This window comes from Streptomyces soli, from assembly GCF_003999195.1.
Classification (GTDB): domain Bacteria; phylum Actinomycetota; class Actinomycetes; order Streptomycetales; family Streptomycetaceae; genus Actinacidiphila; species Actinacidiphila soli.
In genome coordinates this window covers 1-14,739 of record NZ_RJVR01000237.1, presented here as the reverse complement: position 1 = coordinate 14,739, position 14,739 = coordinate 1, and the positions used below count along the sequence as shown (strand labels likewise).

Genomic DNA, 14,739 nt, shown 5'->3' with positions numbered 1-14,739 from the left:
GACGCCCTTGCCTTTGGCTAGCGAGTTAGTCTCACCTCTCCTCGTGGGGGACTTCCACCCCTTAGCGACCGGACATGTCCGGCGTACTCAACTTGACCGGTCCTAAAGGACCGGGCTTGGAGGTGGGGCACCGCTGGCTGTGGTGTGGCCTCCTCCGTCCAGAGCACCTATGCGGTGACTGGGACGCGTGACTCACGCCCCGCGATCCACACAGCGTCGCCCTTGTGGGCGATGTTGTGGGACGCATTGTGGTCCGCGTGCATGAGGACCCCGCAGGATCGGCACGCGAACGTTGCTTGATCGACGCGGTTCTTCCGGTCGATGTGTCCGCACTCGGAGCATTGCCGGCTGGTGTACGCCGGATCGACGTACACCAGTGGTACCCCGGCCCGGCGCGCTTTGTATTCCACGAAGGAGGCGAGCTGGTGGAAGCTCCACGAGTGCAGTTTGGTCCGCTGGTCCTTTCGGAGCCGTACCCGGTCACTTGAGCTGCCGGCGGGGGACACTATGGCGTGACGGGCTCAGGGTCGCTGTCGGGCCGCCGCAGCCACGCCGCCAGCGACTATGTCCGCGTTTCCGCAGGTGGGGTCCACGCTTTCACCTCAGGCGTGGGCCATGATCTCCTGTTCCAGCCGCTCGAGTCCTTCTTCGAGTCGCTGCTGGATCCGTTCGTGGGAGAGGGTACGTTCGGCGCTCGCGTTTCCTGCATCGTGCCCGCCAACGAATGACAGGTGGACCGTGACCTGGCTCCTGTCTGGAGCGGCATCGGTGACCTGCAACCAGCCGGAGTAGTTGTGCGGCTTGAGGTTGTCCCACTCAATCCGCTGGCGATCTGCTGCGGTGCGGACCACCGCCTCTTCCGACTGGCGGTTGGCCAGCTCGTCCTCGACACGCACCACCTCGGGGTGGGCCGGGTCGGGGGTGGTCAGGTGCATCCCGGGCGGAAGCCAGCGCTGCATCCAGTCGAGATGGCCCGCCACATCGAACACCGTGTCGCTCTTCGCTTGGATCTGGCGTGATGCCTCGTAGTCACCCATCGTCCCGATCCTCCCGCTCATGCGTATCTCTTCGCTGGTCAGAGCGCTGCTCGCATGGGCCGCGCACTTGCTGCGGTGGCGGCCGTCGCCAATACCGTGATGTCCGAGTTTCCGCGGGTGAACTCTAGGCATTTGTCCCGACGGACCTCGGAAACTCGTCCCTGTCCGCCGCGTGCCCGCTGGCGGCAGCTGTACACACGAACTCCGGAAGCATTGAGCGACACCAATCTCGCGGGCAGTCGTGGCGGCGTGTGTCTTCGGGCATGAGTGGTCGGCGTACAGAAAATCCCGGTGAGATTGATCTTGACCTTTCGGAGCTGCCGGCCCCGGGGGAACCACCTTCAAAAATCGGGCTCCCCTGTTGCTTCCGTGGGTCGCTGAGCGGGGCCGATGAACACAACACGCCGTACACCGGCTACGTTTCGACTTACGACGGTACGAAACGGAAGAACCTGGATACGGCGTGCGCTTTGCAAGGATATGGACTCGGCTACTCGGTGTCGAAAAGACTGTGATCGAGACGGTCGAGGTCGAGGAGGCCGACCCGGATACGAACGGACTGGAGGGCTGCGCAGCGCCGGCCTCGGCCCCGCACCCGGGCGAAGTCCCAGCGCAGCACCGACCTGGCGCGAGTTCCTGCGCGCCCAGGCCTCCGGCCTACTCGCCGCCGACTTCTTCCACGTTGACACCGCAGGCCTGACCAGGCTGTACGCCTTCGTGGTCATGGAGGTCGGCACCCGGACCGTGCACATCCTCGGCGTCACCACCCACCCCACCGCCGCCTGGGCCACCCAACTCGCCAGAAACCTCCTGGCCGACCTCGACGAACGGGCCTCCGGCTTCCGCTACCTGCTGCGCGACCGCGACAGCCGCTACGCCCAGGCATTCGACGCCGTCTTCACCGCCGCCGGCATCGACATCCTCAAAACCGCACCACAGGCGCCGAAGATGAACGCCCGCGTCGAGAGGTTCATCCGCACCGCCCGAGCCGAGTGCACCGACCGGATGCTGAGCTACAACGAACAGCACGCCCGGCGAGTCCTCGCCCAGTACGCCGAGCACTACAACACCGGAAGACCGCACCGCGCCCTGAACCTTCGCGCTCCTGCCGACGACCCGGACGTCATTCTCTTCCCCGCCCAGCGCATCCAACGCCACGACGTCCTCAGCGGGCTCCTCCACGAGTACCACAGCACCGCCTGACGAAGATCACGACCGCCCGGCGAACGCCCAGCTCAGCGCATGTACGAGACTTTTGGCACCCAACAGGCCCAGAATACTGCGGAACGTGTCGAAGACCGGAAGTCCGTCAAGTTCAGTGATGCGGACCCAACTTGGACCCGTCATCGCACCGTTCACTTCGTCGCGGGGATGACCGTCCACCACGGTCACCGAGTAGATGAGCATCACGGTGTGGATATCAGCGTGCGTCCCCTCATGAGGTGGAACGATCCGTTGGTCCGACTCGATCTCAAGCAGACGACCGACAGCCACGCTCAGCCCGGTCTCCTCCTCGAACTCCCGGACCAGTGTCTCTTCGGGATGCTCGCCGTGTTCGACTCCTCCACCGGGAAGCATCCACTGCCCGACACCGCCACGAGCGCTCTTCGAAATCTGGGCCAGCAGCACTCTGCCGCCCGAGACAGCAAGGCCATAAGCCCGACCCGCTGCAGTTTCCTGGCCTCCGTCACCTGGGCATCCTGCCACGTGACCCATTGGTCCGGGCCAGGACGTCAACACCAGTGACCGGGCCTTCGATGCGGGCCCTACCCCGCTGTGGCGTTGCTACTTCTCATCGATATTTCCAAGCCAAACGATCGCGAAGTGTTGCCCGAAACCGCTGACATGCGTTGCCCACTCTCACCTACGAAACCACGGCACGCCCGGCGGCCATGAGCGGTCATCACATAGAAAACGCGACAAGCGGGATCGACGTCAAGGTCACACGTCCTTCACCCGGAAGACGCACGGACCCTGGAACCGGGGTTCCAGGGTCCTGATCAATCAGCCCTACCTGTTTTCAGGTACGGGGGTGGGCCAATTGATGCCTACGGTGCGACGCCTTCTGAGGAGCGTCCTCGTCAGAATCCAGGGGTGGTCTGCACCGTGACGAGGCCCGTGAACGGGGAAACGGGCAGGGCGCGCACCTGGGATTCGGCGGCCCCGACGACGTCGCCGACGCCCACGAAAGCGCCGTAGCCGGCGGCGTTGACGGCGGCGCCGGCGATACCGCCGGAAATGTGGTCCAGCTCGCTGTCGGAAATCTCGCAGGTCTGGATCTGCGACGCGGCGTCCTTACGCATAACTTCCTCTTCCCTTCAATCGCTACAGGTTATTTCTGAAATTTCGGCGACCGTTGGCGCACATGGTGCATTGGTGCTCTCATGGTCGGCCGGTCAGGCTCTGCCACCTACGCCCCGGGGCGTAGGTGGAACTGGTACCGCACCCTCTACGCAGCTCGACCGGTGCCGGGTTACATCTCCCAGCAAACTTCATGAGTGACACGGGCCACACTCGAGGGCAACTCGGCGCCGGGGACCCGCCGGGTTGCTTTCGCTGGTTGGCCAGCCCCACTCGTCGGGCCGCCCCTGACGCACAAGGAACGTGCCCTTCGGCAGTATCAGATCGGCGAGGTTGTCCGGGTCTGCAGAGGCGCTCGTGCGCACGTATCAACGCCAGCGTGACCAGAGTGTGCTTCCTGCCATCATGGTCCGCGGGCGGCAGCAGCCCGTAGCGGTCCGGAATCGGCCGCAGGCCCGCTGCCTGGCAGCGTCGGTACGGGTCGTACGTCTCGACGGTGTGTCACCCTACGTACACCTCGTCCAGCCGGATCACCCGGCCCGAGGCGTCCCGGCGGATGCCGAAGAGCTGGTCGGGGTGGCGTGCCAGTCCTACGGCCAGTTCTTCAAGGGTGCTCGGCGCCGAGGCGGGGCTGTTGCTGAGGGGGGCCGTCGTGGTCACCGCGGCGTCCGGCGAGGCCCTCAGCTGCTGCGGGGGGCCGCTGGGCGCCAGGCGTCCTCGCGCGCAGGAGAGCGGTACCGCCGAAAGTATCGCGCGTGGCCCCGCTGTCAGGGTGCCGGGGATGCTCAGCCCGTGCAGCGAGACCAGGGATTCCCCACTGCGGACGGTAACGCATGCGGCCACCCGGGTCGGGCCTGGGAGCGGCAGTTGTGGCGCGTGCGACGCTGCGCTCGCGACCGGGGGCCGGGAGGGGACCGCAGTGGTGGTGGGCCCGGGAGCCGTCCGGGTCCGGCCGGAGACGGAAGGGGAAGAGCCGTGCGGCGCGGGGGGTGCGGAGGCGGGGGGTGGAGTGCCCTGCGTGGGCGCGGTGTGCCGCGGCTCGGTGGCAAAGCCGCCTGTGAGAGCGAACGCGGTGGTGCCCACCATCAGCCCGGCCACGGCCGCCGCGGGCACAACCGCCAGCCAGCTGCTGCGGCGGCGCCCGGCCAGCGCGCGCACCTCGGCCCCGCTCAGCGGAGGCGTGCCGCCGGCGCTGTCGGCGAGTTGGTACAGCGCTTCGCGCAACCGTTCGTCCCTGGGGCCGGAGGCGTCGTGGTGGTGCTGGTTGCTGCCCATCATGCGTTCAGATCCATCAGATCCCCGGTCAGATGCCGGGCGAGTGATGCTCGGGCTCGGGCGAGGCGGACCTTGACCGTGCCCACCGGTGCGCCGGTCTGCGCGGCGACCTCCGCAACGGGGAGGTCGCACAGATAGTGAAGGACAACCACTCGACGCTGCTCCTCGGGTATTTTGCGCAGCGCTGCCACTAGCGCGGCGTGCTCCGGTCCTGGTCCGGTCTGGTCGGGTGGAACCCCGTGGCGGAACAGCGCGAGCAGGGAACTGCGGGCCCGCCGCCACCGGCTCACGGCGAGCCTCCAGGCCACGGTCCTGACCCAGGCCTCCGGGGCCCCGGAAGCGGAGAGTTCCTCGCGCTGCCGCCAGGCACGGACGTAAGCTTCCTGGACGACATCCTGCGCCTCGGCCAGGTTCCCGGTCATCGCGTACAGCTGGCCGACCAGCCGCGACCAGCTCCCGGCGTAGAACTCGTCGAACTCCTCAGGCGACAAGCGCTTCCGCTCCCTGCTCCGGTCGGCCCGACGAGACACCCCTCGGGGGATGGGGGCGCCGTGCTCCGGGCGCGGCCCCACCGGCTGCGCACTGTATCCGTCTGGCGATGTCCGACCCCCAAAGCCTCCGGTTTCCCGCGACATCCTGCCCGGCCGTACGCGTGCCGGGCCGCTGCCGCGGGGCAGACAGGGGGAGAAACCCATCACTCTGGTAGGGCAGCGGCCTGACTCCCGTCTCGGCGGAAGCGGTCCTCGGCGTACGGCGGCGAGTACTGCGGCGGTTTGCGTCGCGACCGGACTGACCCGGGTCACGCCCGGGTCGACGCCGGACCGCTGCGTGCTGGAAACCTGCTCCTGGAAGGCGCCGCAGGCGCCGGCGACGGACCGGCCGCCGACGCGGATCCCCCACCGGGCATCCGGGGTCGTCCAGCAGTCCCTCAGGCCGCGTACCGCACACGGCCGCAGGGCACGTCCGGTAGCCGAAGCGGCAGTGCTGACCGCACCCTTGACCTCGCCTACGGCACCGGAGGACGCCTGGTTGCCGCCCTTGCAGCCGATCGGCAGCACCGCGACGCCGGCCACGCCGCGTTGGCCAGGTACCGGTGGGTGCGCGGAGCACGATTGGAACGTTCCTCACTGACGATTGGATGAGTACAGTCTCTACGCTCCGGGAGACCCACTGGGTTACATCCCCTCCATAGGTTTTATGGTGACCTACGTCACGGCTCGACTTTGCGGAGCCATCAGGTCGCGACCAGGCATTCGCGTATGTAGCTGCGGGTGAGAGGCCGGTCCTCGGTGCCGTACCTGCGTTGGAACAGGAACGGCATCCAGTGCGACAAACCGGGCCTCGCTCGGGCGCCACCGGGTCGGCCAGGAGCGACGGCGCGAGGCCGTCGACCGAGTCGCTCTGCAGTTCGACCGGCACGGAACTCGGGTCTGGCGCTAGGCCCAGGGCCGAGTAATAGTCAAGGCCTGTGGACTGGTTTGTTCGGATCATGGCTTTCAGTAGTCCGGGTTGAGCTTGATTCCGTAGTCGTTGAGCCAGGAGATCAGTTCGGTTCGGTGCGCTTGGACGAGTTGGCCGCCGGTGAAGCGCGGGTCGTCGGTGACCTCGGCGACGATGTTCTCGGGCGGCTCGAAGGTGCGCATGTCCTCGTCGGTGGTGAACTCTGTCTCGGCCAGGACCAGGCCGTGCAGAGGCGGGTCGAAGACGTCGATGTATCGCGCCCGCTGGATGCCGAACCCACGGAACGTGAACGTTGCTCCAGGCCGCATCGGTCGCCCCTGATGCCACCGAGCGGGCAGGACCCTGACCTGCGTGTGAGAATTGGCTACTGGATCGCAGTTCGGTGTCCGAGGCCCGCCCGTCGCTGCATCGGGGAGCGGGCGCGGCACCTGACGTCCCCTCCCGATGATCCCATCGACACGCTGGGAGGCTCTCTGTGAGCGAACGTCTCAATGCGTGGCCGACGCTGGTCTATGAGGACCTGGCGCCGATGGTTGACTACGTGAACCGGGTGGTACAGGTCGCAGGCAAGTACACCCTCGACGAGCCCTTCGAAGTCGGCTGGGGAAACACCGTCCTCGATGTCACCCCCCGGGGGCTCAGTACGCCAACCCTTCGGCAGCGAGGCGTGACCTTCACGGTGCACTACAGCCTGCTCGACGGTGGCGTGGTCATCGAGGCCGATAATGGCTCGCGGGCGGTGCCATTGTCCAAGGGATCAGTCGCCATGTTCTATGCGTCCTTCTGCGATGCGGCGGACGAGCTCGGCATACACCAACCGCGCAGTTCGTTGATCTGCGAGATTCCGGATGCCCCGCCGCGCTTCGAGGACGATCACGTCGAACGCACCTGGGATGGCCACGCGGCCCGGCTGATCTGGACAGCGTTCAACCTCGCCGCTGACGGGCTCGAGGCGTGGCAGGCCCCCTTCCTGGGACACCGCCCCCGGGTCGGTGTGATGTGGGGCGGCTTCGATCTGTCCGCCACGCGTTACCGGGCGCAGCCCACCGTGCCGCCGCCCCACCAGCCGCCGTTCATGCAGAACGCCCAGCTCGACGCGTACGTGTCGGTGGGATTCTCCTTCGGGGATGCCAAGGCGCCGAACGTCGGCATGTACGCGTACATCTGGCCCCAGCCGGACGGTCTCGGGGGCCGGTCCTGGGGTGTTGAGGGCGCCGCCTGGCATCCCGACGCTGGTCTGGTTCGTCTGCCGTGGGCCAAGCTCAGGGAGACAGCGGACCCGCACCAGGCCATTGTGGCGTTCGGTGACGCCGTCTACGATGCCGCCGTCGAGACCGCAGGCTGGCCGTCCGACCTCGTCGGACCCCGCGTCGAGGGTTGGTACATGAGCAGGACACCGCCCGCGCTCGTCCAGCACCAGCACGGCTGACTCAGGTCGAGATTCCTGACTCGGAAGACTAGTTTGAGGAGCCGCGAGCCCCAGCCACAGCGCCACCGAACCAGATGACAGGTGCCACTACATGCCAAGGCGTGAGAGTGTGAGCGCCGTCGAACAATGCGTGACAGGCGAGGCAGGAGAGGTTCGGAAGCGGTGGAGGGGGCTTCACAGCACACCATGCAGCTGACCCGGCCGGCGGCTACGGCAGGAGTACCCCGGTCACATCCGCAAGTACCTTTGGGGCGCGCACTTCTGGTCTCCCTCGTACTTCGCCGCCTCGTGCGGCGGAGCGCCGCTGTCCATCATCAAGGAGTACATCGAGCAGCAGAAACGTCCGCACTAACCTGCGGGTCAGAGCAGTCCAGAGAAGCGATTCTTCTCGGGCGTGAACGCCCGAGGTTCCTCGCTAGATCACGCTGAACCTCTGCGCAGCCCATCCGCCCGCCTCTCCACGCACCGCCGCCAGCACCGATCAACCAGAGACAGCAACGAAGTTCACCTCCGACCGGACACGACAACCACGAGAGAGATCACTCAGAAAAGAACGGGCTCATACAAGATTTTCGTGAGCGTTGATCGCCCAGGGGTCGTCGGTGATCGGTGCGGGCTTGTTGGAGCGCCGGGAGTGCGCGACGAGGATGACCCGGTTGCGTAGGAGCCGGATACGGGCGCGGCCTCCCATGGCGCTTGATCAGTTTGAGGTCGGTGACGCGTCCCTCGATCACGCCCGAGTTGTGCGGCAGGCTCAGGCCGGCGTCTACGGCGTCGAAGTCGTTGGTCAGTCCGGTCGCGTAGCTGGTCATCGCGGCGATGTCGTCGCTCTTGATGTCCTCGATCCACTGCTGCAGCAGTTCGGCGCTGCCGCTGGATCCAGGAGGGCGTGGACGGCGCGGTGGTTGTGGCGGGCCCGCTGGGCGGCCCTGGTGTCCGGGGCCGGAGCGGGGGCGGGGGTGTCGTTCTCGGGCACAGCGGCTGCTCATCGCGTTCAGGGGAGCGTCATATTCCGTTCTACTCGCGCGTAAGTTCGTCCCGTACAAGGTTCTAATGAGTACATCTCGCCGCAAGTTCCTCGCCGGAGCCGCGACGGCCGCGATCGGTACGACCCTGGCCGCGCCCGCCGCTCTCGGCGCGACCCGCACCGGACAACACTCTGCCAACGCCCGAAAACTCCGGGATCGACCACATCGTCGTGGTGATGATGGAGAACCGGTCGTTCGACCACTACCTGGGCTGGCTGCCAGGGGCGGACGGCAAGCAGGCCGGGCTGCGCTACACCGACCGTTCCGGCCAGTCGCACAGCACTCACCACCTGCAGACCACCCAGGGCTGCGGCTACAACGACCCGGACCACTCCTTCGAGGGCGGCCGCGTCGAATACAACAGCGGCGCCTGCGACGGATGGCTGCGGGCGGGTCAGAACGACCTGTTCTCGATCGGCTATTACCTCCCCGAGGACCTCGCCTTCTACGGCAACGCCGCGCCCTACTGGACCGCCTGCGACCGATACTTCTCGGCGATCATGGCCGAGACCTACCCGAACCGCTTCTATCAGCACGCCGCGCAGACGGACCGAATCCACAACTCCACCGCCACCTCGACCCTGCCGACCATCTGGGACCGGCTGGCCGGGGCGGGACTCAGCGGCCGCTACTACTACTACGACACGCCGTTCACCGCGCTATGGGGCACCAAGTACCTGCCGATCAGCCACCCGTACGGCGACTTCCTCGCCGACTGTGCGGCCGGCACCCTTCCACAGGTCTCCTTCGTGGACCCCAAGTTCCTTGACGAGGGCACCGGGACATCGGCGGACGACCACCCGCATGCCGACATCCGCGCGGGCCAGACCTTCCTCAACCAGATCTACCGCGCCGTCACCTCAAGCCCGGCCTGGAGCCGCACCCTCCTGGTGATCAACTACGACGAGTGGGGCGGCTTCTACGATCACGTCGCACCCGCGGTGGCACCGGACGCCAACCCCGACTGGGGGCTGCGCGGCTTCCGCGTGCCCTGCCTGGTCATCTCACCGCGAGCCCGCCGAGGGTACGTCGCGCATGACGTCTACGACCACACCTCGGTGCTCAAGGCCATCGAATGGCGGTGGAACCTCGCACCGCTGACCCCTCGCGACGCCAACGCGCGCAATCTCGCCGAGGTCCTCGACTTCAGCAACCCGCCCAGCCTGGTGGCACCGCAGTGGAACGTCCCCTCGGTCGTCGGCGCACCCTGCGGGCTCAGCACCCCCGGCGACTACGAGGAGTGGCACGCGCTTCACGACCTTGCCGTGTCCAACGGCTGGAGCCTGACGTGAGCCGGCGAACCCACCGATCCCGCGCGGCGCGGCTGCGTCGCTTCTCGCTCTTCGCCGGCCTCGCGCTGGCCGCTGCACTGCTCACGGGCAACATCGCGAGCGTGCAGGCCACGACCTCGGTCCCGCCACCCGTCGGGCACGTTTTCGTGATCAACCTCGAGAACAAGGGCTACGACCAGACCTGGGGCCCCACCTCCGCCGCGCCCTACCTCAGCCAGACCCTGCGGGCGCAGGGGATACTGCTGTCCCAGTACTACGGCATCGGGCACAACAGCCTGGACAACTACCTCGCGCAGATCTCCGGCCAGGGACCCAACGCCGAGACCCAGTCCGACTGCCAGACCTACAGCGACTTCGTCCAGACCGGAACCGCGCCGCAGGGACAGGCGGTCGGCCAGGGCTGCGTGTACCCATCATCCGTGCCGACGCTGGCCGGCCAGCTGACCGCCGCCGGGCGCAGCTGGAAGGGGTACATGGAAGACATGGGTACGCCCTGCCGGCACCCTCAGCTCGGCACCCAGGACACCACACAGACGGCGAAGGTCGGCGACCAGTACGCGGCCCGGCATGACCCCTTCGTCTACTTCCACGCGATCACCGACTCGCCGGTGTGCAAGAGCAATATGGTGGACCTGAGCGGACTCCCCGCCGACCTGCAGCGCGCCTCGACCACGCCCAACCTCTCCTACATCACGCCGAACCTGTGCCACGACGGGCACGACTCGCCCTGCGTCGACGGGCAGCCGGGCGGGCTGGCCTCCGCGGACGCCTGGCTGCGCCAGTGGGTGCCGCAGATCACCTCCTCGCCCGCCTTCCAGAAGGACGGCATGCTGGTGATCACCTTCGACGAGTCGGGCAGCCCGCAGCAGGACTCCAGCGCGTGCTGCGGGGAGGGCCCCGGGCCGAACAGCCCGCTCCCCGGGATCGCCGGCCTCGGCGGCGGCCGGGTCGGCGCCCTGGTGGTGTCACCACGCTTCGTCACGCCCAACACGTGGAACTCCACTGCGTACAACCACTACTCGCTGCTGGCCAGCATTGAGGATCTCTTCGGCCTCTCCCACCTCGGCTACGCCGGAGCCCCCGGCCTCCCGAGGTTCGGCACCGACGTCTACAACCGAGGTGTGTGACGTGGACAGAGGCGGGGTCTGCGGAGCAGCCCTTCCACTCGGGGCATCGCCAGGGCATAGGCGGCGGTGTACTCCTGCCGCCAGTAGTGAAGCAGTGCCAGGGCCAGCCTGCGAGCTCGGCGGCAGCACCACTGGCGGGTGCCGCCGCGGCGGAGCGACGTACGTCACGCGCCGACGGCCGGCCCACCCAGGGATCGGGAGGGCCGGCCGCAGCGTTTGACGTGACGTGACGTGACGTGACGTGACGTGACGTGACGTCAGGATTTCCGAGACGTCAGGTAGGTCAGATACACCGCGTCGGGACACCCGGGCACCGCACGCAGCGTCCAGCGCCCCGCGACGGTCGCGGAGGAGAAGTTCGACTCGGCGTCGTACGTCTCCACCTCGCCCTCCGCGGGCGTGTACCCGGCCTTGGGCAGCCGCTGCTGCATGAAGGACAAGGCGGCCCGGAAACCGCCGTGCACCACCGTGTTGACGACCAGGCGATTGCCCGAGCGGTGCTCCACGGACGTGACGGTGGCGCGTTCGGGGACCGGCAGGGTCGCCGGGAACTCCTTGGGTAGCGGCAGCGACGTTCTGGTGGGGCAGCCGCCGGGCGCCGTTTCCGCCGCGTTCGCCACCTGCGACGGCACGGCAGAGGGCTTGCCGGCCGGGGTGTCGTGGGCGCAACCGGTGACGAACATGCCGGTGAGCACGGCACCGGTGAGCATCACGGCTGGGGCAAGGGGCTTCACCTACTGGCCTCCCTTGGGCTTGAGCTTCGCGTGCTTGCCGCTGACCAGGGCGTCGTACGCGCCGTACAGCGTATTGCCGGTGGCCTGGCGGCTGATGGTGGCCAGGGCGTCGAAGTTCTGCGGGCCTCCCGTGGCGCAGGCGCCGGTGCAGCCGTCGGCGTAGGCCACCAGCACCCTGCCCTGGGCGTCGGTGGTGATGTCGTTGAAGTCCAGCAGATTGCGGTCCTGGCCGCAGGTGGTGCCGCCGGTGCAGATCGAGCCCTTCTGCACCGGGTCGTTCGGGGTCGCGTCAGCGGTGACCCAGGACTGGCCGCCGTCGTAGGTCGTGGCCACGTACAGATGCCAGACGCCCGTGAAGGACGGGTCCTGGTAGTTGCCGCCGGTGGTGGTGCCGAGGAAGGCGAAGGAGGCGCGGTTGTCGTCTCCAGCGGTCACCACGGGGAAGACGACGTTCTTGATGCCGAGAGACTGGCCGACGTTCTGGTCGTACAGCCATGTGGCGCCCTTGTCGTGGCTGACGGCGATGTGCGCGGTGCCGTCGCCGTTCTGGTACCCCATGTAGGCGGTGCCGGCCGCGCCGATCCCCACGCTGGGGTCGCTGTCGCCGGCCGTGCTGGCCGGGTTCTTGCGGACGGTCCAGGTCAGGCCGTTGTCCTGGGAGACCGCCACGGCCTGGTTGCCGCCGCAGCCCTTGTTGGGGACGTACACCGTGCCGTCGGGGGCGACCTTGACGTGGCCGTGCAGGCCGCCGCAGTCCAGCAGGGAGTACATCGGGACGGCCGGCCCGTAGGTCAGGCCCCCGTCGTGACTGGACGCGCACGAGGCGTCGGCGATGTCCTGCGAGCAGTAGTACACGGCGTCCGGGTAGGACGTCAGCGCGCCCACGACGCCCGGGGCGAACGGGCCGCCGCCGATGGTCTGGTGGTCGACCCCCGAGTTGATGCCGGAACCGGACGTCGGCGTCCACGTCTCGCCGTCGTTGTCGGTGTAGCAGGTCAGCGCGGTCTTGCCGGCGAGCTGCGACTCGAAGGTGCGGTTGGTCTTCGGGTCGGTGAACAGGATGGGGTCGAGGCTGGTGACGCTGCCCTGCGGGCAGCCGTTGGCGGCCTGGGCGCTCTTGTCCGTCCAAGTGGCGGCGCCGGCGCTGCCGTACGTGACCTTCAGCGTGGAGGTGTACGCCTGGAACATCGCGGCGCCGGTCGCGCGGTCTACGCCGATGGAGGGCTCGCCGGCGTTGTGAGCGTCCTTGATGCTGTCGGGCGCAGATGAAGCGCTGTACGTCGGTGGCGTGGCCGTGCCGGGCGGCGGACCGACCGGATTGCCGACCAGGCTCGCGGTGCCGGTGAAGCTGTCGCCGAGCGGCGCGTACGGCACCACGCGCACGGTGTACGACGCCGTCACCGCCGGGAGCACCACGGTCTCGGGGTCGTTGGACGACGCGGAGGCGGCGACCTCCTGGCCGTTCGCGCCGAGGACGTAGAGGTCGAAGTCGGCGGCGGCGTCAGGCCATTTTACAGTGATGCGCACGCTGTGCCCGGCGTCGTAGCCCGACGGTACGGTCACCTGCAGGGCGTAGTCGTCGCAGAACTGGGAGCCGGTGCAACTCGGTGTGCCGGCGGCGCCGGATACGTTGGGCACTACGAACGGACCGGCGCTCCAGGTCGCGGTGGGCGACGTGTCGCTGACCGAGCCGGAAGCGGGAGTGGCGGCCCCGGCAATGCTGCCCGGCAGAGTGGACGCGCTGCCGGCGGCCAGCGCTATGAGGCCGATGAGGACGCGCCACCATGACCGCGGATGGGAGAGAAAGCAGGAGGAGACAGACAGAGCCACAGATACCTCGTGGGTTCGTGAGTCGGATCAGGGGCGATGGGGCGAGGTGCTACGGCGTGCGGAATCCCTTGGACGGACAGCTCGTTCATCTGCTCTACGGGGACGGCCGGTGTGTCCGTCGCGCTGAAGACAAATATTTTTGACTCGGAGGCAGTCCATACCGGGGTCGGGGTCGGCGGCGGCGCAGCGGTGCTGGATGCGGCCGCGTAGTCCACAGCCGGCGCACAGCCGAAGGCATCGCGGTAGGGGCCGCACCGCTCGGCCTCGATGGCGGCGATCACGGGCGGGAGTACGGGGTGCGGGTAGCGGCGGCCGCTGCCGGGGATGGGGCATCCGGTGGGCCCAGGTCAGACGGCCTGCGCCGCGGTCGCCGTAGATAGATCCAGAAGGCCTCATGTTCATGGACCCGGCGGCCATCGGAAGATGCCCCCTCCCCGTCAGCCTTACTGGGGAGTAATGTCGGCGCCGCTCGGTGTGAAAGCGCGAGGGGGGCTGATGACGACGGAAACCTATCGCGGCTCGGACGAGCGGTGGCAGCGCATGTGGAGCCACCGTGAACAGCTGCTGAAAGTTGCGCGACGCCGGTCCATGAGCCGGGAGGACGCGGAGGACGCCGTCCATGAGGCGATGCTGCGCGCCGTGGAGAACCCGCACGTCGACGACGAGCGGCTGGGTGCGTGGCTGACGACCGTGACCATACGGCTGTGCACGGACCGGTACCGGCAGGTCAACCGCGAGACGGAGGTGGCCAGTCTCGCGACCCACGCGATGCCGGCGCCGGCGACTCTGGAGGAGTCGGTGTGTGATCGCGCGGAGGCGATCTGGCTGGCCGGGCAGAGCGGGGAACTGCCCGCCCGGCAGGCGGAGGCGCTGCGGCTGAAGTCGCAGGACCTCGACGTCGAGCAGGTGGCGTCCCACATGGGGCTCAGCTACCGGGCGGTCGAGTCGTTGCTGGCCAGGGCCCGGAGGGCGCTGCGGCAGTCGCTCGCCGCGACATTCGGCATCGCACTGTGGGTGTGCGGGCGCGTGGCGCGGCCGCGGCCCGCAGGCGGCGGCGGTGGCTTGCAGGCGGCGGCAGCGCTGTCCACGGCGGCGACGCTCACGGTGCTGGGACTGGCGGTTCCGTATGCGGGTGACGCGGCGGGGCCGCCGCGTGCGCAGCGGACGGTGCCGACGGTGAAGGACAGCCCGCGGCCGCCCGGCTCCGGCGGTCAGCCCCACCGCG

The 14,739-nt window shown here is 68.2% G+C and carries 14 protein-coding genes and 2 pseudogenes; 6 read left to right on the top strand and 10 right to left on the bottom strand.

What is annotated here, in order from left to right; translation table 11 throughout:
- Positions 1-167: 167 nt before the first annotated feature.
- Together EFK10_RS23770 and EFK10_RS23765 are read right to left on the bottom strand one after the other, a co-directional pair.
- A pseudogene (locus EFK10_RS23770) lies at positions 168-479 on the bottom strand (zinc ribbon domain-containing protein); the annotation flags it as partial.
- Between the two features lie 123 nt (positions 480-602).
- Positions 603-1,037: an SRPBCC family protein gene (locus tag EFK10_RS23765; protein WP_164836134.1), complete on the bottom strand. Its 435-nt coding sequence runs from the start codon at positions 1,035-1,037 to the stop codon at positions 603-605.
- Between the two features lie 723 nt (positions 1,038-1,760).
- On the opposite strand from EFK10_RS23765, the gene EFK10_RS50795 reads away from it, so the two are divergent.
- The gene (locus EFK10_RS50795; RefSeq protein WP_240677427.1) at positions 1,761-2,240 is read left to right on the top strand and encodes an integrase core domain-containing protein; all 480 of its coding nucleotides are present in this window, start codon (positions 1,761-1,763) and stop codon (positions 2,238-2,240) included.
- Between the two features lie 6 nt (positions 2,241-2,246).
- Here the strand turns inward: EFK10_RS50795 and EFK10_RS23755 are convergent, their stop codons facing one another.
- From EFK10_RS23755 to EFK10_RS23735, 5 genes are all read right to left on the bottom strand, one after another.
- Positions 2,247-2,666 (bottom strand): NUDIX domain-containing protein, encoded by a 420-nt coding sequence (locus tag EFK10_RS23755; RefSeq protein ID WP_164836133.1) that lies wholly within the window; start codon positions 2,664-2,666, stop codon positions 2,247-2,249.
- 452 nt (positions 2,667-3,118) lie between these two features.
- Positions 3,119-3,340: a hypothetical protein gene (locus EFK10_RS23750; RefSeq protein WP_127357664.1), complete on the bottom strand. Its 222-nt coding sequence runs from the start codon at positions 3,338-3,340 to the stop codon at positions 3,119-3,121.
- A 499-nt stretch (positions 3,341-3,839) separates the two neighbouring features.
- Entirely contained in the window at positions 3,840-4,616 is a 777-nt protein-coding gene (locus EFK10_RS23745) for a hypothetical protein (protein ID WP_127357663.1), read from the bottom strand.
- Positions 4,613-5,104, bottom strand: coding sequence for a SigE family RNA polymerase sigma factor (locus tag EFK10_RS23740; RefSeq protein WP_240677426.1), 492 nt, complete (start codon positions 5,102-5,104; stop codon positions 4,613-4,615). Before EFK10_RS23740 ends, EFK10_RS23745 begins: the two co-directional genes overlap by 4 nt.
- Positions 5,105-6,109: 1,005 nt before the next feature.
- Positions 6,110-6,382 carry a CYTH domain-containing protein gene (locus tag EFK10_RS23735; protein ID WP_127357662.1) on the bottom strand — a complete coding sequence of 91 codons (273 nt, stop codon included), beginning with the start codon at positions 6,380-6,382 and terminating at the stop codon, positions 6,110-6,112.
- 167 nt (positions 6,383-6,549) lie between these two features.
- Here EFK10_RS23735 and EFK10_RS23730 point away from each other — a divergent pair, with 167 nt between their 5' ends.
- On the top strand, positions 6,550-7,503 hold the full coding sequence (locus tag EFK10_RS23730) for a DUF5996 family protein (protein ID WP_127357661.1): 954 nt from the start codon (positions 6,550-6,552) through the stop codon (positions 7,501-7,503).
- 208 nt (positions 7,504-7,711) lie between these two features.
- Positions 7,712-7,855, top strand: a pseudogene (locus EFK10_RS52230) (transposase); the annotation flags it as partial.
- A 187-nt stretch (positions 7,856-8,042) separates the two neighbouring features.
- Here the strand turns inward: EFK10_RS52230 and EFK10_RS23720 are convergent.
- The gene (locus tag EFK10_RS23720; RefSeq protein ID WP_127357660.1) at positions 8,043-8,315 is read right to left on the bottom strand and encodes a hypothetical protein; all 273 of its coding nucleotides are present in this window, start codon (positions 8,313-8,315) and stop codon (positions 8,043-8,045) included.
- A 347-nt stretch (positions 8,316-8,662) separates the two neighbouring features.
- Here EFK10_RS23720 and EFK10_RS23715 point away from each other — a divergent pair, with 347 nt between their 5' ends.
- Positions 8,663-9,823, top strand: coding sequence for an alkaline phosphatase family protein (locus EFK10_RS23715; RefSeq protein WP_322973383.1), 1,161 nt, complete (start codon positions 8,663-8,665; stop codon positions 9,821-9,823).
- Entirely contained in the window at positions 9,820-10,950 is a 1,131-nt protein-coding gene (locus EFK10_RS23710; protein WP_206305560.1) for an alkaline phosphatase family protein, read from the top strand. Before EFK10_RS23715 ends, EFK10_RS23710 begins: the two co-directional genes overlap by 4 nt.
- A gap of 257 nt (positions 10,951-11,207) precedes the next feature.
- On the opposite strand, the gene EFK10_RS23705 is transcribed toward EFK10_RS23710, so the two are convergent.
- Positions 11,208-11,684: a hypothetical protein gene (locus tag EFK10_RS23705; RefSeq protein ID WP_127357659.1), complete on the bottom strand. Its 477-nt coding sequence runs from the start codon at positions 11,682-11,684 to the stop codon at positions 11,208-11,210.
- On the bottom strand, positions 11,685-13,514 hold the full coding sequence (locus EFK10_RS23700; RefSeq protein WP_127357658.1) for a sialidase family protein: 1,830 nt from the start codon (positions 13,512-13,514) through the stop codon (positions 11,685-11,687).
- A gap of 495 nt (positions 13,515-14,009) precedes the next feature.
- On the opposite strand from EFK10_RS23700, the gene EFK10_RS23695 reads away from it, so the two are divergent.
- A partial coding sequence (locus EFK10_RS23695) for an RNA polymerase sigma factor (RefSeq protein WP_164836132.1) occupies positions 14,010-14,739 on the top strand: 730 nt, incomplete at its 3' end.